This window comes from Klebsiella sp. Shm-1 (assembly GCF_040804525.1).
Lineage (GTDB): Bacteria > Pseudomonadota > Gammaproteobacteria > Enterobacterales > Enterobacteriaceae > Klebsiella > Klebsiella pneumoniae.
Genome location: NZ_CP161823.1, coordinates 1,511,560 through 1,535,285 on the forward strand (window position 1 = coordinate 1,511,560; position 23,726 = coordinate 1,535,285).

The following is a 23,726-nucleotide window of genomic DNA, read 5'->3' on the forward strand; positions in this document are numbered from 1 at the left end:
GGGGGCCGTCAGAACAAGGTCAAACCAATGACAAAAATGACCCCAGAGAAGAGAAGGGCGGTGATGCAGTAGCCCATAATGTCGCGTACTCCGAGTCCGGCAATGGCCAGCGCGGGCAGCGCCCAGAACGGTTGCGCCATGTTCATCCACTGCTCGCCGTAGGCGATCGCCATCACCGATTTACCGAGGTCGGCCCCTAACGCCTGAGCGGCAGGTATCACAAACGGCCCCTGGATAACCCAGTGGCCGCCGCCCGACGGCACAGCGAAGTTAATCAGCGCGGAGCTGAAGAAGGTCATCACCGGGAAGGTGTCTTTGTTGGCGACGTTGATGAAAAACTCCGTGATAAGACCGCCGAGGCCGGAGTGTTCCATCATCAGTTGGATCCCGGCGTAGAAGGGGAACTGCACCAGGATACCGGCGGTGCTGCGCGCGGCGGCGCTGATGGCGCGCATATAGGCCATCGGCGTTTTGTGCAGCAGCAGACCGGCGATCATAAACATCAGATTGACGGTGTTAATGGTGATGTTGAATCCCTTTTCGGCGAAGTAGATCGCCAGATAAGCAATCCCCAACGCGCCAATGATCAGCGCGAGGATGCGGCTCTCTTCCAGCTTTTCCGACGGCGGGGCGTCAGCCGGCAGTTTCTTCTGAAAATCGGCCTCTTCCAGCAGCAGTTTCGGATCGATGCTGATTACATCGGACGGTTTTGGCGTCATCATGCGGGTGATAAACGGCATTACCACGATAAGCCCGAGCGTGATGAAGATGTTGAATCCGGTGAGCAGGGTATCGCTGACCGGGATTAAGCCCGCAATATGTTCGACCGGGTTGCCCGGCGTCGCCGCCAACAGGGGCATGGAGCCGGAAAAGCCGCCGCCCCAGGTGAGAAAACCGATATAGGCGCAGGCAATCAGCAGCGGATAATCGGAGCCGGGCACGCGACGGGCGACCTCACGGGCAAACATCGCCCCGACCACCAGGCCAAATCCCCAGTTGATCACGCAGGCGACGGAGCCAAAGAAAGTCACCAGCATCACGCCCTGAACGGGCGTTTTCGCGGCGGAAGCGGCGGCGCGCAGCAGGCTTTTAACCGGGCCGGAACTGGCCAGCGCGTGACCGGTGACGATAATCAGCGCCATCTGCATGCCGAACGCCAGCAAGTTCCAGAAGCCGTCGCCCCAGAATTTCACCATACTGATTGGCGTTTGCGGCGTCAGCCAGAGGGCAATGCCAAAGGTCAGCAGGGTCAGCAGCATCGCGAAGATCAGCGGATCAGGAAGCCAGCGGCTGACGACCCGCGTCATAAAGCGTGAGAGACGGCCAATCATGCGCCACCCCGCTGGATCAGCAGATCTGCGGCAATGTCGAAGCGTGCTTCGGTTTTCGCCCGCAGAGTTTCAGGGGCGCACCCTTCGGCGATTTCAGTCAGCCACATCCGGCCATCAATAAAGCGGAATACCGCCAGTTCAGTGACCAGCACATGAACCGCATGCTGGGCGGTCAGCGGCATGGTGCACTGGCGCAGGATCTTCGCGGAACCGTCTTTGGCGCAGTGTTCCATGGCGATGATTACTTTGCGCGAGCCGGTCACCAGATCCATCGCGCCGCCCATGCCGGGCACCATTTTGCCGGGCACTACCCAGTTGGCGAGGTTGGCTTGTTCATCCACCTGCAGCCCGCCGAGGACGCAGGCGTCGACATGACCGCCGCGAATCAGCGCGAACGACATCGCGCTATCGAACATCGCCGCCCCGGGCACTATTCCACAGGGCTGTCCGCCGGCATTCACCAGATCCGGGTGGACGGTTGAGACGGGACCCAGCCCGAGAAAGCCGTTCTCCGATTGCAGCGTGATGTTAATTCCTTCCGGTAGGTAATTGGCGACCATCGTCGGCAGGCCAATCCCTAAGTTTACGACGTCGCCATCACGAAGCTCTTGCGCCACGCGGCGCGCAATACGTTGTTTAGCATCCATTATTTGCTCTCCTGTGGAATGACGATGTGGTCGATAACGGCGCCCGGGGTGACGATCTGGTCGGGAAGCAGCTCGCCTGTCGCCACCATTTCGTCAGGCTCAACCAGCGTAATGTCGGCGGCGAGAGCAATGAGGGGGTTAAAATTACGGGCGCTGAGCTGGTAGGTCAGGTTGCCGAGCGGGTCGGCGCGATGGGCGCGGATAAGGGCCAAATCCGCACGCAGTGGGCGTTCCAGCAGCCAGGTTTTACCGTCAAGCTGGAGCGTTTGCTTCCCTTCCTCCACCACGGTGCCGACGCCGGTCGGGGTGAGAAACCCGCCCAGCCCTGCGCCGCCGCAGCGGATTTGTTCAATCAGGGTGCCTTGCGGAACCAGTTGAACCTCCATCTCCTGGGTTATCATCCGCCGTCCGGTTTCCGGATTCGTGCCGATATGAGAAGCGATGACTTTGCTCACCCGACCATTAACGATCAGCGGGCCGACGCCGGTATCGACAAATGCGGTATCGTTGGCGATGAGCGTCAGGTCTCTGACGCCGGATTCAAGCAGGGCTTCCACAAGGCGGGGCGGGGTGCCTACCCCCATAAAACCGCCAATCATGATGGTCATGCCGTCACGAAAGAAGCCAGAGGCGTTCTGTAAGCTAATCAGTTTTGTTTTCATTATGTTTCCCTTTGCATACTCCATTTTGGGTACGCAGAGGGAATAGCAAGCGGGATGCCAGGATTGATTCGTCGGAAGGAAATTCGTTAACTTACTGAATATAAACTTTTATTTTCCCTGCGGTGCGCAGGAATATTGGCGGGCGTTATGCAGAATTTTGCGCACTGTGCAAAATTCTGCATAGCAGATTCTGGTACTAAAGGCCGGCCGGATCGATACCGTACTCTTGCAGTTTGTACATCAACGCGCGTCGGCTGATGCCTAACATTAATGCGCTGCGCGTGCGGTTTCCCTCCTGCTGTTCCAGCACTTCCATAATAATTCGCCGCTCTTCACGCTTAATCTCCTCTTTCAGGTTGCGCTCCCCTGGTTGCGCGGCTTTTACTTCGCCGCCTTTGCTCACCGGCTGGCGGAATGGGGCGGGCAGATCTTCAGCGAAAATTACTGCGCCGGTGCTCATTACCACCGCGCGCTCAATCACATTGGATAATTCGCGGATGTTGCCCGGCCACGGCCAGGCGGTAAGCCGCGACATGGCGGCGGGATCGATCTCAATCATATCGCGCTGATTTTCCGCGCTGAATTTCTGTAGAAAGTGGTTGGCTAACAGGGCGATATCCTCCCGCCGCTCGCGCAGGGGCGGAAGCAGCAGATGGATCACGTTCAGCCGGTAAAACAGATCTTCACGAAAGGTTCCCTCTTTTACCATCGCCGCCAGATCGCGGTTGGTGGCGGCAACGATACGGATATCCACCTGAATGGTTTGCTGCCCGCCGATACGCTCAAACTCTCTTTCCTGCAGGATCCGCAGCAGCTTAGCCTGCAACACCAGCGGCATTTCACCGATTTCGTCCAGCAGCAGCGTTCCCTGATGGGCGCGTTCAAACAGCCCTTGACGTTGCGTTTGTGCGCCGGTAAACGCCCCTTTTTCGTGGCCAAACAGTTCACTCTCCAGCAGCGATTCGGGCAGGGCGGCGCAGTTTATCTTGATAAAGGGGCCGTTAGCCCGCCGGGAGTTGTAGTGAATGGCGCGGGCAATCAGCTCTTTTCCGGTGCCGCTTTCGCCGCAAATCAGCACGCTGGCCTGCGAAAGGGCGATTTTCGCCGTGTCTTTGCAGATATCCATCATCCGCGGACTGTTGGTCAGGATATGTCCCCACTGCCAGCTGGTGCTCAGCGCCTGATGCAGGCTGCGGATCTCCTGCTTCATCGCCTGTAGCTGTAAGGCCCGCTGAATCAGCAGGTTAAGCTCATCAAGATCAAATGGTTTAATCACATAATCAAATGCGCCGCTACGCAACGCTTCGACTGCGGTTTCCACTTCGGCGTAAGCGGTCATCAGAATGATGGGGATCCGCGGCTGCTGCGCGCGCATCACTTTCAGCGCCTCAATTCCGTTCATTTCCGGCATCCGGATATCCATCAGCACCACGTCGGGCGGCGTGTCGGCAAAGTGTTGCAGCGCCGCCTGACCGTTACTGGCGCAGTGGGTCTCATGCCCCTGTAGCGAAAACGCGGTGGCAAGCATACGGCGAACGTTATCTTCGTCATCAACGATAAGAATACGGTAGCTGGTTTTCATTCTAACGAGGTTTCCTGCGGGTTAATCGGTAAAATAAGGGTAAAGGTCGCGCCGAATCCCGGCTGGCTAGCCACACGGATATCGCCCTGATGCGCGTTGATAATGCGCTGGCTTAGCGCCAGCCCGAGACCAGTTCCTGATGCTTTGGTGGTGAAGAACGGATCGAAGATCTTGTTTTGCACATCGCTGTCGATACCGCAGCCATTGTCTTCGATGGTCAGCGCCAGATGCGTTGACGTATCGCGCCAGGTGCGGATGCGGATTTCACCGCGCGCGCCGATCGCCTGTACCGCGTTGATTAACAGATTCAGGAGCACCTGTTTAAGCAGTTCGCGATCGGCGACGATCGCGGGCAGCTCGGCGTCGAATTGCGTACTAAAGTCGATCCGCGCCTGGACTCCGGAGGTTTGTACCAGGATCAGCGCCTCCTCAATCAGCGCTTTGAGCTGCACCTGCTGCCACTGGCTTTGCCGTGGGCGGGAAAAGTCCAGCAGCTGCTGGATGACCTTATTGATCGAATCAATTTCATTAAGGACTACCGACAGATACTCCTGATGCACCGGCAGGGTCGTCTGCTGGCGAATAATCTGCACGTAGCCGCGGATGGCGGTGAGCGGGTTGCGCACCTCATGCGCGACGCCCGCCATCAGCTCCCCCAGCGTGGCGAGTCTCTCCGTTTGCGCCAGGCGACGCTGCGCCTCTTTGCGGGCGGTTAAATCGGAGAAGATAACCAGCGCGCCGATCAGTTCGCCGTTGGCGTTATGGATGCGGCTGGTGGTGACGCTGATCTCAATCGTGCGGTCACGGCCAGGAAAACTGACCTCCTGCGCCAGATGCTCTGTGCCGTGCGCCAGGGTATCCAGCACCGGGCTATAAAAGTGGGTGTTGGCGAATAAGGTCGCATAGGGTTGCCCGACCAGCTCATCCAGTTTGTAGCCCGTGATGATCTCCGCCGCCGGGTTCATGGTGGTGACATTCCCCTCTCTGTCGATGGCGATAACGCCGTCGGCGGCGTTATCAATAATCAGGTCGTTAAGGGTTTTGGTCTCCCGCAATGTTTGCGCCAGCGCGTTGACGCTGCGGCTGATCTGCCCCAGTTCGCCGGGCAGATCGGGCAACTGCGCGGGAATTTTTTGCGCCAGCGTAGGCAGACCGTCGGTGATGATGTCGATATTGGCGCTCAGGCGGCGCGAAAAGAGGACGATCAGCAACAGGCTGCTGATAAGCCCGGCCGCCAGAACAGCAATGATCCGGACATCCATCTTCCAGGCCTGCTGGCGAATATCCTCCGTCAGCTCATTGGCCCAGATATAACCGAGAACTTCGCCATGGCGCGCTATCGGAATCATGGAATTGAGGATATCGCCGCGCACCTGCCTGCCGGAAAACACCCGCGGGGCGTTGGCGCGCATAACCTCCCGTCCGGGATGATCGGCGGCGATAGTCACCCCGACGTTGTTTTGATACAGCGCCGAAGGGGCGTAGGTGATAATGGCGTCCAGCGCCTTGTTGTAATAGCCGGCGCCAATCCCCGGAAACGCGTGGGTGATGCGTTCGGTGACTGGCGACAATTCCGCATTCAGCATGCGGATCCGTTCAGCGCGCGACAGCTGACTATGCTGGCTGAAGCGTTCGCCCAGCGCCTCGTCGAGCAGGTGTACGACGGCCGATAATTTTTTCTCTTTTTCAGATAACACCGCTGACCGGCCTTCGGTTTCTACGATATAACCAATAGAAAGCGTCGGCACAATGACCATCAGGATAGCCATCAGAATCATTTGATTGCGTAAGCGACGTGGGTATATCCTTTTTAACCAGTGCATATAGACATCCATGTAGTTCTTCTCATGCAAATGTCGATTATCGAGGGTCGCAGCACAGGTTTCTCGGGGATGTATCATATTCCCATCAAGAGAGGGCATTGCGACGCCGGGCATTTACCGCTACCTTAACCGCATTCTGTTGAGTCCCTGACGGCCGAGCATCGCCACATTGAAATATCTTGCCTCTTTTCATACAACCCTGAAGGTTTCACGTTATCTGTTCAGAGCGCTGGCGGTATTGCTGTGGCTGCTTATTGCGTTTGTCTCTGTGTTTTATATCGTCAACGCGCTGCACGAGCGGGAAGCCGAAATCCATCAGGAGCTTAATCTCAACGCCGATCAGGCCCAGCGCTATATCCAGCGTACCGCGGATGTAATGAAAGAGCTGAAGTATGTCGCCGGTACTCGCTTGTCGGCAGGGGACGCGGTAGCGCAAGGGCAAAACGGCGATATGGCGGTGCCCAACTTTGAACCCCTGTACCCCGATTCCGACTGCAGCGCGATGAGCGCCACCTGGCGTAATTCGCTGCAGTCGCTGGCATGGTTTATGCGCTACTGGCGGGATAATTTTACTGCCGCCTACGACCTTAACCGCATCTTTCTCATCGGCAGCGATAACTTCTGCATGGCCAACTTTGGCCTGCGGGACGTGCCGATTGAGCGCGATCAGGCGCTGAAAGTCCTGCATCAGCGCATAGAGCAATATCGCAACGCGCCGCAAAATGAGCGCGGCAACAACCTGTTCTGGATAAGCCAGGGCGTTCGCCCCGGGGTGGGCTATTTTTACGCCCTGACGCCGGTCTATATGGCCAATCGCCTGCAGGCGATGCTGGGCGTGGAGCAGACCATCCGCATGGAAAGCTTCTTTACGCCGGGCAGCCTGCCGATGAGCGTGACGATCTTTGACGATAACGGCCAGCCGCTGATTTCGCTGGCCGGTGCGGAAGGTAAAATCCAGAGCGAAGCGAAGTGGATGCAGGAGCGGATGTGGTTTGGCTACAGTTCGGGTTTCCGCGAGCTGGTGCTGAAAAAAAGCCTCTCGCCGTCCTCCCTGAGCATCGTCTATTCCGTCTCGGTAGATCAGGTGCTGGAGCGGATCCGTATGCTGATCATCAATGCTATCGTTCTTAATATCCTCAGCGGCGCGATGCTGTTCGCGCTGGCGCGGATGTATGAGCGGCGCATTTTTATCCCCGCGGAGAATGACGCCCAGCGCCTGGAAGAGCACGAGCAGTTCAACCGCAAAATTGTGGCTTCTGCCCCGGTAGGGATCTGTATTCTGCGCACTGCCGACGGGACCAATATTCTCAGTAATGAACTGGCGCACAACTACCTGAACATGCTGACCCACGAGGACCGCCAGCGGCTGACGCAGATCATCTGCGGCCAGCAGGTCAATTTTGTCGACGTGCTGACCAGCAACCATACCAACCTGCAGATTAGCTTTGTTCATTCACGCTATCGCAATGAAAACGTCGCCATTTGCGTGCTGGTGGACGTTTCCGCCCGCGTGAAAATGGAGGAGTCGCTGCAGGAGATGGCCCAGGCGGCGGAGCAGGCCAGCCAGTCGAAATCGATGTTCCTGGCGACCGTTAGCCATGAGCTGCGTACCCCGCTATATGGCATCATCGGTAACCTCGATCTGCTGCAGACCAAAGCGTTGCCGAAAGGCGTCGATCGCCTTGTGACGGCGATGAACAACTCCTCCAGCCTGCTGCTGAAAATTATCAGCGATATTCTTGATTTCTCGAAAATCGAGTCCGAGCAGTTGAAGATCGAGCCGCGGGAGTTCTCTCCGCGCGAAGTCATGAACCATATCTCCGCTAACTATCTGCCGTTGGTGGTGCGCAAGCAGCTGGGCCTGTACTGCTTTATCGAGCCGGACGTTCCGGAACAAATGTCCGGCGACCCGATGCGCCTGCAGCAGGTGATCTCAAATCTGCTCAGCAATGCGATAAAGTTCACCGATACCGGCTGTATTGTCCTGCACGTCCAGTGCGCGGGGGATTATCTGCAGATTAGCGTTCGCGACACCGGAGAGGGGATCCCGGCGAAAGAGGTATTGCGCCTCTTCGATCCTTTCTTCCAGGTGGGGACCGGCGTGCAGCGCAATTTTCAGGGCACCGGCCTTGGCCTGGCGATCTGTGAAAAACTGATCAGCATGATGGATGGCGATATTGCTGTCGAAACCGAGCCGGGGATGGGTAGCCGCTTTACCATCCGTATTCCTCTGTATGGCGTGCAGAATACCTCACCGGTGAGCAGAGACGGTTTCGCTGGCAAGACCTGCTGGCTGGCGATTCATAACACTTCGCTGGCGATGTTCGTCACCTCGCTGCTCAGCTACCACGGCCTGACGGTCCGCCGCCATGCCGGCGAAACGCCGGACGCCGAGGATGTCTTACTCACTGACGATGAGGCGCTGAACGGATGGCAGGGAAGGGCCATGGTCATCTTCTGTCGCCGTCATATCGGTATTCCGCAGGAGCGGTCCGCCGGCGAATGGCTGCACAGCGTGACGACTCCCCACGAACTGCTGCCGCTGCTGGGGCGTATTTTCCATGTTGCGCTCGCCAGTGCGGAAAATAGCCCGGCGCTGATGGCCCCGGAGGCGCAGGCCGGCAATAACGACGACATGATGATCCTCGTGGTCGACGATCACCCGATCAACCGCCGCCTGCTGGCGGATCAGCTGGGTTCGCTCGGCTACCAGTGCGTGACCGCGAACGACGGGATCGACGCGCTCAACGTCCTCAGCAAGCAGCACATCGATATCGTGCTCAGCGACGTCAACATGCCTAATATGGATGGTTATCGCCTGACGCAGCGCATTCGTCAGCTTGGCCTGACGCTGCCGGTGATTGGCGTAACGGCCAATGCCCTGGCGGAAGAGAAGCAGCGCTGTCTGGAATCGGGGATGGACAGTTGTCTGTCCAAGCCGGTCACCCTCGACGTACTGAAGCAAACGCTGACGGTATATGCGGCGCGGGTGCGTAAAGGGCGGGAATAATGGGGAGCTCCGTCTCGCCGGGGCGAGACGGAGAGGGCGAAGAGATTACTCTTTGTCCGTCGCGCTCAGCGAGACGGAAGAGAGGTAGTTCAGCAAGGCGATGTCGTTTTCGACGCCCAGCTTCATCATCGCCGATTTCTTCTGGCTGCTGATGGTTTTAATGCTGCGATTAAGCTTTTTGGCGATCTCGGTTACCAGGAAACCTTCGGCGAACAGGCGCAGTACTTCGCTCTCTTTCGGCGACAGGCGTTTATCGCCATAGCCGCTGGCGCTGATTTTTTCCAGCAGGCGAGAGACGCTTTCCGGGGTGAATTTCTTCCCTTTCTGCAGCGCGGCCAGCGCTTTTGGCAGGTCGGTCGGCGCCCCCTGCTTGAGGACGATCCCTTCGATATCCAGATCCAGCACCGCGCTGAGGATCGCCGGATTGTTGTTCATGGTCAGAACAATGATCGACAGATCCGGGAAGTGGCGCTTGATGTATTTAATCAGCGTGATCCCGTCGCCGTATTTGTCACCGGGCATGGACAGATCGGTGATCAGCACATGGGCGTCAAGCTTCGGAAGATTGTTGATAAGGGCCGTGGAGTCTTCAAACTCGCCAACGACGTTCACCCACTCAATTTGCTCAAGTGACTTACGAATACCGAACAGTACGATCGGATGGTCATCGGCAATAATTACGTTCATAGTGTTCATGTATAAGGCTACCTTCTACAGCAAGCTCTTGACGTAAGCGTCAATGTCGCTGATATATTTTTCTATGCCTTGCGCATCCTTTTCGCGAATCAGATGCTCAAGCGTTTCACATAACTGCTTGCCGGGTATCAGATTAAGCATAGCAAATGCCCCTTTGAGGCGGTGGGCGGTTTGCGCCAGAGCAGCAAAATCGCCCGCTTCGATTTCAGTATACAATCTCTGAACATCATCCGGTACCGTATCGGCAAACAGTGCGTAATAGCCGCTGGCATGGAGTTCGGCGTTACTCTCGTTTCCTGAGGTGACGGGCTGAACCGCCTCCTCCGCCAGCTGCTGCTCAATAAGCTGCAGGATAGCCTCCTGCATCGCCGTGCTAATATTAAAGTTGACCCGCAGTTGGCCCGGGCCGATCTTGCGTATCCCGACCTCATCATCGCTTAAAAGCAAGCCTGAAGCAGTAAGATTAGACGGATTATCCGTTAAATAAAGATCAAAGGCTTGACTGGTCGCCCGATCGTCCGGTGTGATGCAGGACGCTCCCCAGCTCTCCAGCTGGCGAGTGACAATCCGCCGCACTTCGCTGGAAGTCACATCCAGCAGGACGATAACGTCATCCAGCAAATGCTCTCCCGCCTCTGGCGCCTCTTCGCTAGCCGGCATTTTCAGATGCAGGGTATAGCGCGTCCCCAGCGACTCCCGGGCTTTAATGGTCAATTGCCCGCCCAGCTTGCGCGTCATGCGGTCGCATAGCCAGAAGGTAAGGGCGTTTGCTTTGCCGTACAGGTCGCTCTGGGTCTCGTTGAGATACGGGAAGTGCATATTGTCGATCTCGTTTGCCGAGACGCCGTTGCCGGTATCCAGAATGCGGAAGGTCAGGCGATCGCTGGCCGACTCATCCTGACAGACGTCGAGGGTGATCTTGCCGATAGGCGTGGTGGTCACTGAATACTGGATTAACAGCACCAGCGTGCGCCGCAGAGCTTCACGGTCGCCATAGCGCTGCTCGCCGGCCGGGAGCGCATTGTTGATGAGCAGCTGCAGACCCTTGCGTTTCATCGCCGGCAGCACTTCCGGCACGACGTCGTCAATAAGCTCCTGCACCGAGAACAACGTCTGGTTGGTTTTCCAGGCATCGCTTTCCAGCAGATTGGCGAGCTGAATGTCATCGATGAGTTTGACCAGCTCATCGGCATGCTGGGCCAGCGTCCGATTCTCTGTACTACTGAGCGCCGCCGCCTCTGCCGCCAGCGTCAGCGCGGGCTGCTTCAGGGCGCTGCCGATGTGCTGCATAAAGGCCGCCCGTCCCTGCTGGTTTTTCTCATACAAGCGCTGGGCCTGCTTGAGCTTTTTATTGACCAGCACTTCGCGGTCCTGATCACGGATGATCAGGATCTGGGTGCGCGGCGCTACCTGGCTGCGATACTGGCGGATTTCATACTGCTCATTATTGACGGTGGCCTGAATTACCCCCTGATGCTGGTCCGCCATATTGGTGATGTTCTGCAGATTCAGGTGCGGAAGCAGATGGTCGGCAATTGGATTGCTGATAACCGTTCGGTTGGCTTCCTGATCGTGAACGAGCAGCCCCAGCGGCAGCAGAGAAACAATCTCTTCGTTAATGGCGCGCAGCAGACGCAGTTCGCTGTTGGCGGCGGAGGGGAGCCCGGCGCCAGACGAATGGCTGCGTCCTTTATAGTGGCGAAAGGTGGTAAAACCAAACAGCGCCAGCGCCAGCAGACCAATGTTGAGCAGCAGCGGCAGAAGAATGTTCTGCATGGACTCCAGCAGCATGGTGCTCATTGGTACCGTCCACAGCAACTGCATACCGGTAGTGCTGATGTCGGTGGCGATGTCAATCTGCATGCCGTTAAAGGTGATCCCGATATGATCGGCGCTCTCTTTATCCGGCGTGGTGGCGAGATTTTGCGACGGGTCAGGCTCGATACGGAAGCTGTCGATGGTCATGCCGGGCGGGATCAGATCGTTAATCGGCAGGTCGAAGGCGACCACCGTGGCAAGGTGTCCGGGCTGGTTGAAGGTGGTGCGTAACGTAAAATAGTGCGCGTTCTGCCAGGCGAGATGGCGCAGCGGCGAGAACGTCTCGCGCTCATCAAGGGTATTAGCCTGCAGCAGCATTTCCGCGCGCCGTGACTCCACGACGCTGCTGATCGTTGACTCTTTGAAGCTCGAAGAGAGGTCCTTCAACGGCAGGGTGGAGACCAGGATCAGACTATTGTCCAGGCCGTTGAGATAGTACATCGACCACGGAATGGTCTCCGCGCCCCACAAAATATCGAGATAATCGGACATTTTCTGCGTCATTTCGAGGGTGGAGCTGTCATGGGACCCAAAGATCAGGGCTTCGGTTTTACGCCGGGGTTTCTCCAGGTAGTAAACGTCCTGTTTTAAACGCGTCTCCTGCAGACCGCCGCTTGCGGTGTTGACTGAGGTGGCGGCGATATTGTCGTAGATCTGCCAGGTGGCATAGCGCCAGGCGTCAATGCGCTGGTGCAGAGCGTGGGAGACATCAACCACCTGATAGCTTTTCTCCTTCAGCCAGGCATTGACGGCGCTTTGGATCATCACCCCCATTGTCGCCAGCAGGACAATAACCATCAAAATGAAGAAGCGGCTGATGTTGCCGGGGATCAGGGAGAATTTTTTCGGGGTCATCTTGTGGCTGAACGACTCATCATTGTTTGTAAACAGGATGTAGCGCCAGAGTAACTGGCAACAAAGCAGATGCTGCTGGCAGTATAAAGGCTAATGGCGTAAATCCATACTACAGATTGGCGCCAGCGGTGCGATGCCGCCCAGGAATTATCTTAGAAACGAAGCGTAAATGAAACCGCGCCGGGAAGGTTAACCGGCGACGATATTGACGGAAACAAAAGGGAAGAATCGCACGAAATAACAAGACATTGGCAGAATATGCACCACTGATGGCCTAATTGATTGATTAATAGTCGTTAGGGAATCATTAGCCGTAGCACAGATAAATTAAAGTTGTGTAAAGAAGGGTAAAAAAAACCGGATGCGAGGCATCCGGTTGAAATAGGGGTAAACAGACATTCAGAACTGAATGACGGTAATAAATAAAGTTAATGATGATAGCGACTCTTATTTTAGCCACCAATGATCATTTTGTTTTACCATTCAGTGCTATAGATATGTTGTCGTCTATCACTTTGATTATAAAAGGTTAAATATTTTTTTTGATGATTAGTGCGTATTTCCCTGACCATTTTGCGGTGAAAAAAGTTCCGCTGAATTTACAAATTGAAACATCTTGTGGGAACTTTGAAACATCTTAGAAGTTTTAGTATCATATTCTTGTTGGATTATTCTGCATTTTGCAGCACAATGAAATAGCCGACTGATTAGAAGGGTAATCAGTAAGCAGTGGCATAATAAAAGGCATATAACAAACAGAGGGTTAATAACATGAAAGTTAAAGTACTGTCCCTCCTGGTACCGGCTCTGCTGGTAGCAGGCGCAGCAAATGCGGCTGAAATTTATAACAAAGACGGCAACAAATTAGACCTGTACGGTAAAATTGACGGTCTGCACTACTTCTCTGACGACAAGAGCGTCGACGGCGACCAGACCTACATGCGTGTAGGCGTGAAAGGCGAAACCCAGATCAACGACCAGCTGACCGGTTACGGCCAGTGGGAATACAACGTTCAGGCGAACAACACTGAAAGCTCCAGCGATCAGGCATGGACTCGTCTGGCATTCGCAGGCCTGAAATTTGGCGACGCGGGCTCTTTCGACTACGGTCGTAACTACGGCGTAGTATACGACGTAACGTCCTGGACCGACGTTCTGCCGGAATTCGGCGGCGACACCTACGGTTCTGACAACTTCCTGCAGTCCCGTGCTAACGGCGTTGCAACCTACCGTAACTCTGATTTCTTCGGTCTGGTTGACGGCCTGAACTTTGCTCTGCAGTATCAGGGTAAAAACGGCAGCGTCAGCGGCGAAGGCGCGACCAACAACGGTCGTGGTTGGAGCAAACAGAACGGCGACGGCTTCGGCACCTCTCTGACCTACGATATTTGGGATGGCATCAGCGCTGGTTTCGCGTACTCTCACTCCAAACGTACCGACGAGCAGAATAGTGTTCCGGCACTGGGTCGTGGCGACAACGCTGAAACCTACACCGGTGGTCTGAAATACGACGCCAACAACATCTACCTGGCCTCTCAGTACACCCAGACCTACAACGCAACTCGCGCCGGTTCCCTGGGCTTTGCAAACAAAGCGCAGAACTTCGAAGTGGTTGCTCAGTACCAGTTCGACTTCGGTCTGCGTCCGTCTGTGGCTTACCTGCAGTCTAAAGGTAAGGATCTGGAGCGCGGCTACGGCGACCAGGACATCCTGAAATATGTTGACGTTGGCGCGACCTACTACTTCAACAAAAACATGTCCACCTATGTTGACTACAAAATCAACCTGCTGGACGACAACAGCTTCACCCGCAACGCCGGTATCTCTACCGACGACGTGGTTGCACTGGGCCTGGTTTACCAGTTCTAAGTTGCAAGCTGCATAACAAAAAGGCGCCTCTGGCGCCTTTTTTTATGTCCGGTTTAACCTCGCTGGTATACTCTTGTCGCCCTGGTAAGAGGAGCCTCGATTAATGGATATGACTTTCTTTCGCGCCGCGCTGCTGGGCGCCTGCGTTCTGCTCTCTGGCTGCGATTCAGCTACCACTCCTGCGACCCCCGCCGCGACGGCCACCGTGCTGGATGGCAAAACGATGGGCACCTTCTGGCGGGTCAGCGTCATTGGCGTGGATGAGGCAAAGGCCCAGGCGTTGCGCGCCAAGGTTCAGGCCCAGCTGGACGCCGACGATCGCCTGCTGTCGACCTGGAAAAACGACTCCGCGCTGATGCGCTTCAATCATGCCGCCACTACCGAACCCTGGCCGGTGAGCGAAGCGATGGCGGATATCGTCACCCTGTCGCTGCGGATTGGCGCCAAAACGCACGGCGCGATGGATATTACCGTGGGGCCGCTGGTCAACCTGTGGGGCTTTGGCCCGGATAAACAGCCGGTCACCACCCCGGATGCCGAGGCGATAGCCGCGGCGAAGGCGCGCACCGGCCTGCAGCATCTGCAGGTTATTAATCAGAGCGGCAGGCAGTTCCTGCAAAAAGATATTCCCGATCTGTTTGTCGACCTCTCCACCGTGGGGGAAGGCTATGCCGCCGACCACCTCGCGCGGTTGATGGAGCAGGAGGGGATCTCCCGCTATCTGGTGTCGGTGGGCGGGGCGCTGGTCAGCCGCGGGATGAACGGCGAAGGCAAGCCCTGGCGGGTAGCGATCCAGAAACCGACCGACCGCGAAAACGCCGTTCAGGCGATTGTCGACATCAATGGTCACGGCATCAGCACCTCCGGCAGCTATCGCAACTACTATGAACTCGATGGCAAACGCATCTCGCACGTTATCGATCCGCAGACCGGGCAGCCGATAACCCATAAGCTGGTCTCCGTGACCGTCATTGCGCCAACGGCGCTGGAGGCGGACGGCTGGGATACCGGACTGATGGTGCTGGGGCCGGAAAAAGCGCAGCAGGTGGTGCGCGAGGAGGGGCTGGCGGTCTACATGATCGTTAAAGATGGAGAGGGTTTTAAAACCTGGATGTCGCCGCAGTTCCGCACTTTCCTTGTCGGCGAGAAAAATTAAAAAGCAAGATTGCGGGTTTTTTACTGCGGGCTTTACCACAGACTGAGGGTACACTTACAGCTGGAGACCCGTCATGAAACCGATAGTTGCCGATACCGATGATCGCCGCTGGCAGGCGGTCTGCGAACGTGATACCCGGGCCGATGGTCAGTTCGTCTTTGCGGTACTGACCACCGGCATCTGCTGTCGTCCCTCCTGCCGCTCGCGGCGCGCGCGGCGGGAAAACGTACGCTTTTTTGCCGACGTCGCCGCCGCCGTGGCGGCGGGATTCCGCCCCTGCAAACGCTGCCAACCGGATAAAGACTACCCGCAGCAGCAAAGGGTCGACAAAGTAGCGCAGGCCTGTCGGCTGCTGGAGCAGGACTCGCCCCTGACCCTCGAGGCGCTGGCAGGCCAGCTGGCGATGAGCCCGTTTCATTTCCACCGTTTATTTAAATCCGTCACCGGCATGACCCCTAAAGCCTGGCAACAAGCGTGGCGGGCGCAGCGCCTGCGGGAAGCGCTGGAGCAGGGGATACCGGTGACCCGCGCCGCGCTGGCGGCTGGTTTTCCCGACAGCAGCAGCTATTATCGCCAGGCCGACGCAGCGTTAGGGATGACCGCCAGCCAGTTTCGCCGCGGCGGCGCCGCCACCGTGGTAACCTGGACCACGGGCGACTGCGCGCTGGGTCGTTGCCTGGTGGCGCAGAGCGAGCGCGGCGTCTGCGCGGTGCTGCCGGGTGATAACGATGCGGCATTGCTCGACGACCTGCGCCGGCGCTTTCCCAATGCCGAGCTGCGTGAAGGCGACCCTGATTTTTGTCAGCAGATGGCCGAGATTTTCGCCCACCTCGACGACAGCCGGCGGCCGGTATCGCTGCCGCTGGATCTGCAGGGCACCGCGTTTCAGCTGCAGGTCTGGCAGGCGCTGCGGCAGATCCCGGTGGGCGAGACCCGCAGCTACCGCCAGGTGGCAGAGCATATTGGCCAGCCGCGGGCGGTAAGAGCCGTGGCCGGCGCCTGCGCGGCGAATTCGCTGGCGGTGATTGTTCCCTGCCACCGGGTGGTGCGTGAAGATGGCGCCCTGTCCGGTTATCGCTGGGGAACGGCGCGAAAAGCGCAGCTGCTGGCGCGCGAGGCCCAACATGAGGAGGAGTAATGCTCGATCTGTTTAGCGATACCCCACCGTGGCAGGAGCCGCTGGCCCCCGGCGCGGTGGTGCTGCGGCGATTTGCCCGCGAACGCGCCCCGGCGCTGCTGCAGGCGATAGCCGACGTCGCCAGTCAGTCGCCGTTTCGCCAGATGGTCACGCCGGGCGGGTACACCATGTCGGTCGCCATGACCAACTGCGGCGCGCTGGGCTGGACTACCGATCGCCACGGCTATTTGTACGCCCCGGTCGACCCGGTAACCGATCAAACCTGGCCGCCGATGCCTGCCGTCTTTCATGAACTGGCGCTGGCGGCCGCCGCCGCCGGCGGCTATCCCGAGTTTTCCCCCGACGCCTGTTTGATTAACCGCTATTGTCCTGGCGCAAAACTGTCGTTGCATCAGGATAAAGATGAACAGGATCTGCGGGCGCCGATTGTCTCGGTCTCGCTGGGCTTGCCGGCCATCTTTCAGTTTGGCGGCTTGCAACGCAGCGACCCGCTGCAGCGGCTGCTGCTGGAGCATGGCGATGTGGTGGTCTGGGGCGGCGAGTCGCGCCTGTTTTATCATGGCATTCAGCCGCTGAAAGCGGGGCATCATCCGGAAACGGGCGACTGTCGTTACAATCTCACCTTCCGACAGGCGGGCGGTCGCCAGTATTAAAATAAGAATTATTCTTGATGTCATCGGCGAGCCGTTTAAACTGCTGGCTGTTTTGCTTTTGCGGATAGCCTGTTATGGAACTTCTCTCTCTCGTCTGGCGCCAGTACCGCTGGCCGTTTCTGGGCGTTATTGCTCTCAGCCTGCTCAGCGCTGCGCTGGGTATCGGCTTAATCGCTTTCATTAACCTGCGTCTGATTACCTCTGTCGATACCTCGCTGCGGGTCCTGCCGGAGTTTCTTGGTCTGCTGGGGCTGCTGATGGCGGTGACCCTGGGCTCGCAGCTGGCGCTAACCACCCTCGGCCACCATTTTGTCTATCGTCTGCGCGGTGAGTTTGTTAAACGCATCCTCGATACCCAGATTGAACAAGTAGAGAAGATCGGCAGCGCGTCGCTGCTTGCCGGGCTGACCAGCGATATCCGCAATATCACCATCGCCTTTGTGCGCCTGCCGGAGCTGGTGCAGGGGATCATTCTCACCTTCGGCTCCGCGGCCTACCTCGCCTGGCTGTCAGGAAAAATGATGCTGGTGACGGCGCTGTGGATGGCGCTCACCATCTGGGGCGGCTTTGTGCTGGTCTCGCGGGTGTACAAACATATGGCCAGCCTGCGCGAAACGGAAGATAAACTGTATCACGACTATCAGACGGTGCTGGAGGGGCGTAAAGAGCTGACCCTCAACCGCGAGCGCGCGGAGTATGTGTTTAACCAGCTCTACCTCCCGGACGCCAGGGAGTACCGGCACCATATCGTTCGCGCCGATACCTTCCACCTCAGCGCGGTCAACTGGTCGAATATTATGATGCTTGGCGCCATCGGGCTGGTATTCTGGATGGCCAACAGCCTCGGCTGGGCCGATACCGCCGTGGCGGCGACCTATTCCCTGACGCTGCTGTTTCTGCGCACGCCGCTGCTCTCCGCCGTCGGCGCGCTGCCCACGCTGCTCAGCGCCCAGGTGGCGTTTAACAAGCTGCGTCAGTTCTCCCTCGCCCCGTACCGGGCCGACTTTCCCCGGCCGCAGGCGCATCCTGACTGGCAGACGCTGGAGCTGCGCGATGTCACCTTTCATTATCCGGACCAGCGCTTTGCGGTAGGGCCGCTTAATCTGACGCTGAAGCGCGGCGAGCTGGTGTTTTTGATAGGCGGCAACGGCAGCGGCAAGTCAACGCTGGCGATGCTCCTGACCGGCCTGTACCAGCCAATATCCGGTCAGATCCTCGTCGACGGCCAGCCGCTGGCGGCGGAGAGGCCAGAGGAGTACCGCAAACTGTTTTCCGCAGTGTTTACCGACGTCTGGCTGTTTGACCGCCTGCTCGGGCCGCAGGGCGAGGAGCCCGATCCGGCGCTGGTGGCGACATGGCTGGAGCGTCTGCAAATGGCCCACAAGCTGCAGCTGGAGAACGGAAAAATCGCCGACCTGCGGCTGTCGAAAGGGCAGAAGAAGCGCGTGGCGCTCCTGCTGGCGCTGGCCGAGTCCCGGGACATCATTCTGCTGGATGAATGGGCGGCGGATCAGGATCCGCATTTCCGCCGCGAGTTTTACCAGGTCCTGCTGCCGCTGATGCAGCAGATGGGCAAAACCGTGTTCGCCATCAGCCATGACGATCACTACTTCCAGCACGCCGATCGTCTGCTGGAGATGCGCACCGGCCAGCTCGCCGAACTTACCGGCGAAGAGCGGGAACAGGCTTCCCGCGATGCGGTGGCCCGTACGGCCTGACAATCGCCACGCGCCCGGTGAAAAGCCCGGGCGCCGCTGAAATTTTCAGCGTCTACATCGTTGACGGTTATTATTTCCCCCTCCTCGCGCTATGCTTAAGGCTTCCGGCCCGCAGGCCGGCTCACCATTCTCAAAAGGATTGCCCGATCGATGTCCGTTTTGCATAAAAAAAGCGCCCGCTTGCGTGACGAAGAGCGCGCCCGTCTGATTTGGCTCTTGAGCACCGATAAAGCGGTGACTTCCGCGCTGCTGGGCAAACTGACGCTGGCTGAACGATATGATGAAGGGACGCTGGCCGATGACCTGGCCGAAGTGGAAATGCTGGTCTCGCATCTGCCGCCGCCGGATCTCGCCGATGCGCTGGAAGCGCTTCCCTATGACGCCCGCACCGCGCTATGGTGCCTGGTGCCCGACGATAAACGCGGCGAAGTGCTGCTGGAGGCCTCAGAGAACGTCTGGGGCGACCTGATCGACAAGATGAGCGACCCCGAGCTGCTGCAGGCCATGCAGCCGCTGGATATCGATGAACAGGTTTACCTGCTGCAGCATCTGCCGCGCAACCTGACCGGACGGCTGCTGGCGACCCTGCCGGCCGAGAAGCGCGCCCGTATTCGCCAGATTATGCGCTACGCCGACAACAGCGTCGGGTCGATCATGGAGTTTGAGGTCATTACGGTGCGACCGGAGGCCACCCTGGCGGCGGTGCAGCGCTATCTGCGGCGTCTCGGTAAAATGCCGGAAAACACCGATAAGCTGTTCGTTACCACCCGTAACAAGCTGCTGCTCGGCGAGCTGGAGCTGCAGACCATTCTGCTCAATGATGCGCAGAAGCGGGTGGGGGAGGTGATGGAGGGCGACCCGGTCACCTTTCAGCCGCACGAAGAGGCGGAGAAGGTGGCGCGCACCTTCGAACGCGACGACTTGCTCAGCGCCGCCGTCATTGATGCCGACGGCAAGCTGATCGGGCGCCTGACCATCGATGAGATCGTCGATGTGGTTTATGAAGAAACCGATAACGATCTGCGGCGGATGGGCGGCCTGAGCGATGAAGAGGATGTCTTCGCCCCGGTCAGCAAAGCGGTGAAAACCCGCTGGGCATGGCTGGCGGTCAATCTGTGTACGGCGTTTATTGCTTCCCGGGTCATCGACGGCTTCGAACACACCATTTCACAGCTGGTGGCGCTGGCCTCGCTGATGCCGATCGTCGCCGGGATTGGCGGCAACACCGGCAACCAGACGATCACCATGATCGTCCGGGCGATGGCGCTGCAGCAGATCCAGCCCGGCAGCTTTACCTTTCTGATCCTGCGTGAAATGGGGGTCGCGCTGATTAACGGTCTGGTGTGGGGCGGGATTATGGGGGCCATCACCTGGTGGCTGTATGACGATCCGCAGCTCGGCGGGGTGATGACGCTGGCCATGATGCTCAACCTGCTGATGGCTGCAATGATGGGCGTGATAATCCCGATGGTCATGGTGAAGCTGGGGCGCGACCCGGCGGTCGGCTCCAGCGTAATGATCACCGCCATCACCGACACCGGCGGCTTCTTTATTTTTCTGGGTCTGGCGACGCTGTTTCTAATGTAGCCTGCGCTTTTGCCCGCAGGCGGCGGGGGATGATCGCCATCGCGACAATCCCCGCCAGCACACCGATCGCCAGATTGCTGGTTCCCACCGTCGCGGCGACGGTCACCAGCATCACCAGCGTTTCCGGCCACGGATTACGCGCCAGCTCGCCCGGGCGAATGCTGTGCCAGCTAAAGGTCTTCACCGCCACGATCACCATCACCCCGGCCAGAACCGCCATCGGGATCTTCGCCATCACCTGGCTGAGCGCTGTCACCAGCAGGAGCAGCACCAGGCCGGCGATTACCGTTGAGAGGCGGCTGCGGGCCCGGCCCATTTCCACGTTCACGATAGTCTGGCCGATCATCGCGCAGCCGGCGATGCCGCCATAGCAGCCGGCAAGGATATTGGCGATACCCAGCCCGGCGCTTTCCCGCGATTTGTTCGACGAGGTATGAGTGAGATCATCCACCAGCTTAGCCGTCAGCAAGGACTCCATCAGGCCGACAAAGGCGATGCTGAGGGCGCACGGCCAGATTATCTGCAGGGTGGTCAGGTTCAGGGGAACGGTCAGGGCGGTGAACCCCGGCAGGCCGCCGCTCATTGACCCTTCATCGCCGACGGTCGGCAGCTGCTGGCCGGTGGTCGCGGTATAGAGGGTGAGCGCGACGATGGCGATCAGCGGCGCCGGGATAGTCTTAATAACGCGCGGCGCCCACAGGACGATAAGCAGCGTCAGGACGAACAGGCCAACGATTAGCGGTTGTCGACTCCAGAAATGCGGCACCTGAGCAAAGAAAATCAGGATCCCAAGGGCGTTGACGAAGCCGGTCATCACCGCCGGGGGAATAAAGCGCATCAGGCGCGCCATGCCGCACAGACCAAACAAAATTTGAATAATACCCGCCAGAATGACAGCCGGTAAAATGTACCCCACGCCGTGCTGATGCACCATCGGGCCAATCACCAGCGCCACCGAGCCCGCGGCGGCGGTGACCATCGCCGGGCGTCCGCCGAAGATTGACATCGCCAGGCAGAGCACCACCGAAGCAATCAGGCTTACCTGCGGGTCAACGCCGGCAATGACTGAAAACGAAATCACTTCAGGGATGAGCGCCAGGGCGGTGAGCACGCCGGCCAGCACTTCGCGCGTTAGTAAAGACGGGGAGCGGAGGATGGGACGCAGGTTGCCGGAAGCGGCGGGGTCAGAAACTGGGGGCATAAAAAAAGTTCGCAGCTTATAAAAAAAGAGGGAGCGGTGTCAGGCCCTGCTTCCGTGCGGTCTGTCACAAAACCAGGGATGATAGCGCGGAATCTGTCAGCGCACCAGTACAAAAAGTGATTTGGTGTATACATTTATTAAACATTTTTATAACGGATCTCAAAACAGAACTTAAAATTTAAACAATATTTAAATTTTTGAGCTTCGGTGGTAACGTGAGGGGTGAGAATCGTATCACCTGCGCTAAATAAAAACAGCGAGTAAAGTAAGGCTCAAATCCGATGAATAAAAAGATGGCCGTACCACGCTCACAGGCGGTTGGTCCCAACAGCACTCGGACCAACACCCGCCATGAGCAAGAGACGGATGTATTGTTGATTGGCGGCGGCATTATGAGCGCCACACTGGGAACCTGGCTGCAGGAGCTTGAGCCAGACTGGTCTATTACCATGGTTGAGCAGATGTCCAGCGTGGCGGAAGAGAGCTCAAACGGGTGGAATAATGCGGGTACCGGCCACGCGGCGCTGATGGAGCTGAACTACACGCCGCAGACCGCCAACGGCATCAATATCGACAAAGCGGTCGACATCAACGAAGCCTTCCATATCTCGCGTCAGTTCTGGGCGCATCAGGTGACGCGCGGCGTCCTGAACAAACCAAAATCTTTCATTAACAGCGTGCCGCACATGAGCTTTGTGTGGGGCGAAGATAACGTCAACTTCCTGCGTGCGCGCTACGCGGCGCTGCAGCAAAGTGAACTGTTCCGCGGTATTCGCTATTCTGAAGACCATCAGCAGATCAAAGCCTGGGCGCCGCTGGTGATGGAAGGCCGCGACCCGCTGCAAAAGGTCGCCGCCACTCGCTCAGAAGTGGGAACCGACGTCAACTATGGTGAAATTACCCGCCAGCTGATCGCCGGTCTGCAAAAGCATGATAATTTCTCCCTACAGCTGGGCACCGTGGTGCGTCGCTTCAAGCGCAACGCCGACAAGAGCTGGACGGTCACCCTGGCGGATGCCGACAATCGTCGTCAGAAGCGGGTCATTAAAGCTAAATTTATCTTTATCGGCGCCGGCGGCGCAGCGCTGACCCTGCTGCAGGAGACCGGCATTCCGCAGGCCAAAGAGTATGCGGGCTTCCCGGTCGGCGGCCAGTTCCTGGTCTGCGAAAATCCGGAGGTGGTGAACCACCATCTGGCGAAGGTCTACGGTCAGGCCGAAGTGGGCGCGCCGCCGATGTCGGTGCCGCACATCGATACCCGTATTATCGACGGTAAACGCGTGGTGCTGTTCGGACCATTCGCCACCTTCTCGACCCGTTTCCTGAAGAACGGTTCGCTGTGGGATCTGCTGGCCTCGACGAATACCTCAAATATTTTGCCAATGCTCAACGTCGGCCTGGACAACTTCGATCTGGTAAAATATCTGATTAGCCAGGTGATGCAGAAAGATAAAGATCGTCTGGCCGCGCTGTGCGAATATTATCCGGAAGCGCGGAAAGAGGACTGGCGGTTGTGGCAGGCCGGTCAGCGCGTGCAGATCATTAAGCGCGACGCGAAGAAGGGCGGGGTACTGCGCCTGGGCACCGAAGTGGTCAGCGATGATGAAGGCACCGTCGCGGCGCTTCTCGGCGCGTCGCCAGGGGCCTCCACCGCGGCGCCTATCATGCTGCAGCTAATGGAAAAAGTGTTTAAAGATAAAGTCAATTCGCCGGAATGGCAGGCCAAGCTGAAGGCGATCATCCCAACCTACGGTATTCGTCTTGACGGCAACCCGGCGGAGATCGAGAAAGCGCTGGCGTGGACCAGTGAAGTGCTGGAACTGAAATATGAGCCAGCCGGGGCGGTGGATGAGGTACCGCAGGCGGAGCTGAAGCCGCTGAGCGGCGGCAAGCCGATGGCGGATATCGCGCTCTGATAAACGCTCTGACAAAAACGGCAGCCTGCGGGCTGCCGTTTTTTATTGCCGTTTGCGCTGTTCG

The 23,726-nt window shown here is 57.9% G+C and carries 16 protein-coding genes; 8 read left to right on the forward strand and 8 right to left on the reverse strand.

The annotated features are described in order from the left end of the window. Positions 1–8: 8 nt before the first annotated feature. The 5 genes from AB1E37_RS07405 to atoS all read right to left on the reverse strand — a co-directional run bounded on the left by AB1E37_RS07405 (position 9) and on the right by atoS (position 6,045). Positions 9–1,331: a TIGR00366 family protein gene (locus tag AB1E37_RS07405; RefSeq protein WP_004184957.1), complete on the reverse strand. Its 1,323-nt coding sequence runs from the start codon at positions 1,329–1,331 to the stop codon at positions 9–11. Then, positions 1,328–1,978, reverse strand: a complete 651-nt coding sequence (locus tag AB1E37_RS07410) for a 3-oxoacid CoA-transferase subunit B (protein WP_004899537.1) — start codon at positions 1,976–1,978, stop codon at positions 1,328–1,330. The genes AB1E37_RS07405 and AB1E37_RS07410 overlap by 4 nt, the downstream gene beginning before the upstream one ends. Next, complete coding sequence (gene atoD / locus AB1E37_RS07415) at positions 1,978–2,640, reverse strand: acetate CoA-transferase subunit alpha (protein ID WP_004899534.1); 663 nt, start codon at positions 2,638–2,640, stop codon at positions 1,978–1,980. Before atoD ends, AB1E37_RS07410 begins: the two co-directional genes overlap by 1 nt. A 196-nt stretch (positions 2,641–2,836) precedes the next feature. Continuing rightward, positions 2,837–4,222 carry an acetoacetate metabolism transcriptional regulator AtoC gene (gene atoC / locus AB1E37_RS07420; RefSeq protein ID WP_004184948.1) on the reverse strand — a complete coding sequence of 462 codons (1,386 nt, stop codon included), beginning with the start codon at positions 4,220–4,222 and terminating at the stop codon, positions 2,837–2,839. Beyond that, positions 4,219–6,045, reverse strand: a complete 1,827-nt coding sequence (gene atoS, locus AB1E37_RS07425) for a two-component system sensor histidine kinase AtoS (protein ID WP_284302498.1) — start codon at positions 6,043–6,045, stop codon at positions 4,219–4,221. Before atoS ends, atoC begins: the two co-directional genes overlap by 4 nt. Before the next feature lie 169 nt (positions 6,046–6,214). Here atoS and rcsC point away from each other — a divergent pair, with 169 nt between their 5' ends. Beyond that, positions 6,215–9,055: a two-component system sensor histidine kinase RcsC gene (gene rcsC, locus AB1E37_RS07430; RefSeq protein ID WP_117116841.1), complete on the forward strand. Its 2,841-nt coding sequence runs from the start codon at positions 6,215–6,217 to the stop codon at positions 9,053–9,055. A 45-nt stretch (positions 9,056–9,100) separates the two neighbouring features. Here rcsC and rcsB read toward each other — a convergent pair whose 3' ends face one another. Continuing rightward, positions 9,101–9,751: a response regulator transcription factor RcsB gene (rcsB, locus tag AB1E37_RS07435; RefSeq protein ID WP_002913007.1), complete on the reverse strand. Its 651-nt coding sequence runs from the start codon at positions 9,749–9,751 to the stop codon at positions 9,101–9,103. 15 nt (positions 9,752–9,766) lie between these two features. Continuing rightward, the gene (gene rcsD, locus AB1E37_RS07440) at positions 9,767–12,424 is read right to left on the reverse strand and encodes a phosphotransferase RcsD (RefSeq protein WP_002913006.1); all 2,658 of its coding nucleotides are present in this window, start codon (positions 12,422–12,424) and stop codon (positions 9,767–9,769) included. 771 nt (positions 12,425–13,195) lie between these two features. On the opposite strand from rcsD, the gene AB1E37_RS07445 reads away from it, so the two are divergent. From AB1E37_RS07445 to mgtE, 6 genes are all read left to right on the forward strand, one after another. Then, a complete protein-coding gene (locus tag AB1E37_RS07445) occupies positions 13,196–14,293 on the forward strand; it encodes a porin OmpC (RefSeq protein ID WP_004180702.1) in 1,098 nt (365 codons plus the stop codon). Between the two features lie 103 nt (positions 14,294–14,396). Next, entirely contained in the window at positions 14,397–15,449 is a 1,053-nt protein-coding gene (gene apbE, locus AB1E37_RS07450) for an FAD:protein FMN transferase ApbE (protein WP_004140821.1), read from the forward strand. Positions 15,450–15,522: 73 nt separating this feature from the next. Further along, positions 15,523–16,587 carry a bifunctional DNA-binding transcriptional regulator/O6-methylguanine-DNA methyltransferase Ada gene (gene ada / locus AB1E37_RS07455; protein ID WP_032447758.1) on the forward strand — a complete coding sequence of 355 codons (1,065 nt, stop codon included), beginning with the start codon at positions 15,523–15,525 and terminating at the stop codon, positions 16,585–16,587. Then, positions 16,587–17,240, forward strand: coding sequence for a DNA oxidative demethylase AlkB (gene alkB, locus AB1E37_RS07460; protein ID WP_004140817.1), 654 nt, complete (start codon positions 16,587–16,589; stop codon positions 17,238–17,240). Before ada ends, alkB begins: the two co-directional genes overlap by 1 nt. A gap of 74 nt (positions 17,241–17,314) precedes the next feature. Beyond that, complete coding sequence (locus AB1E37_RS07465) at positions 17,315–18,958, forward strand: multidrug ABC transporter permease/ATP-binding protein (RefSeq protein ID WP_032447757.1); 1,644 nt, start codon at positions 17,315–17,317, stop codon at positions 18,956–18,958. A 150-nt stretch (positions 18,959–19,108) separates the two neighbouring features. Continuing rightward, a complete protein-coding gene (mgtE, locus tag AB1E37_RS07470) occupies positions 19,109–20,545 on the forward strand; it encodes a magnesium transporter (RefSeq protein ID WP_002912996.1) in 1,437 nt (478 codons plus the stop codon). Here the strand turns inward: mgtE and AB1E37_RS07475 are convergent. After that, positions 20,508–21,668: a SulP family inorganic anion transporter gene (locus AB1E37_RS07475; protein WP_074189156.1), complete on the reverse strand. Its 1,161-nt coding sequence runs from the start codon at positions 21,666–21,668 to the stop codon at positions 20,508–20,510. The two genes, mgtE and AB1E37_RS07475, sit on opposite strands and share 38 nt — an antisense overlap. A gap of 359 nt (positions 21,669–22,027) precedes the next feature. Here AB1E37_RS07475 and mqo point away from each other — a divergent pair, with 359 nt between their 5' ends. Further along, complete coding sequence (gene mqo, locus AB1E37_RS07480; RefSeq protein WP_002912994.1) at positions 22,028–23,662, forward strand: malate dehydrogenase (quinone); 1,635 nt, start codon at positions 22,028–22,030, stop codon at positions 23,660–23,662. Positions 23,663–23,726 lie beyond the last annotated feature (64 nt).

What these genes read in the sequence shown, in the direction of transcription:
- AB1E37_RS07405 (WP_004184957.1), bottom strand. Translation starts at nt 1,331, where the DNA reads ATGATTGGCCGTCTCTCACGCTTTATGACGCGGGTCGTCAGCCGCTGG.
- AB1E37_RS07410 (WP_004899537.1), bottom strand. Translation starts at nt 1,978, where the DNA reads ATGGATGCTAAACAACGTATTGCGCGCCGCGTGGCGCAAGAGCTTCGT.
- atoD (WP_004899534.1), bottom strand. Translation starts at nt 2,640, where the DNA reads ATGAAAACAAAACTGATTAGCTTACAGAACGCCTCTGGCTTCTTTCGT.
- atoC (WP_004184948.1), bottom strand. Translation starts at nt 4,222, where the DNA reads ATGAAAACCAGCTACCGTATTCTTATCGTTGATGACGAAGATAACGTT.
- atoS (WP_284302498.1), bottom strand. Translation starts at nt 6,045, where the DNA reads ATGCACTGGTTAAAAAGGATATACCCACGTCGCTTACGCAATCAAATG.
- rcsB (WP_002913007.1), bottom strand. Translation starts at nt 9,751, where the DNA reads ATGAACACTATGAACGTAATTATTGCCGATGACCATCCGATCGTACTG.
- rcsD (WP_002913006.1), bottom strand. Translation starts at nt 12,424, where the DNA reads ATGACCCCGAAAAAATTCTCCCTGATCCCCGGCAACATCAGCCGCTTC.
- AB1E37_RS07445 (WP_004180702.1), top strand. Translation starts at nt 13,196, where the DNA reads ATGAAAGTTAAAGTACTGTCCCTCCTGGTACCGGCTCTGCTGGTAGCA.
- apbE (WP_004140821.1), top strand. Translation starts at nt 14,397, where the DNA reads ATGGATATGACTTTCTTTCGCGCCGCGCTGCTGGGCGCCTGCGTTCTG.
- ada (WP_032447758.1), top strand. Translation starts at nt 15,523, where the DNA reads ATGAAACCGATAGTTGCCGATACCGATGATCGCCGCTGGCAGGCGGTC.
- alkB (WP_004140817.1), top strand. Translation starts at nt 16,587, where the DNA reads ATGCTCGATCTGTTTAGCGATACCCCACCGTGGCAGGAGCCGCTGGCC.
- AB1E37_RS07465 (WP_032447757.1), top strand. Translation starts at nt 17,315, where the DNA reads ATGGAACTTCTCTCTCTCGTCTGGCGCCAGTACCGCTGGCCGTTTCTG.
- mgtE (WP_002912996.1), top strand. Translation starts at nt 19,109, where the DNA reads ATGTCCGTTTTGCATAAAAAAAGCGCCCGCTTGCGTGACGAAGAGCGC.
- mqo (WP_002912994.1), top strand. Translation starts at nt 22,028, where the DNA reads ATGAATAAAAAGATGGCCGTACCACGCTCACAGGCGGTTGGTCCCAAC.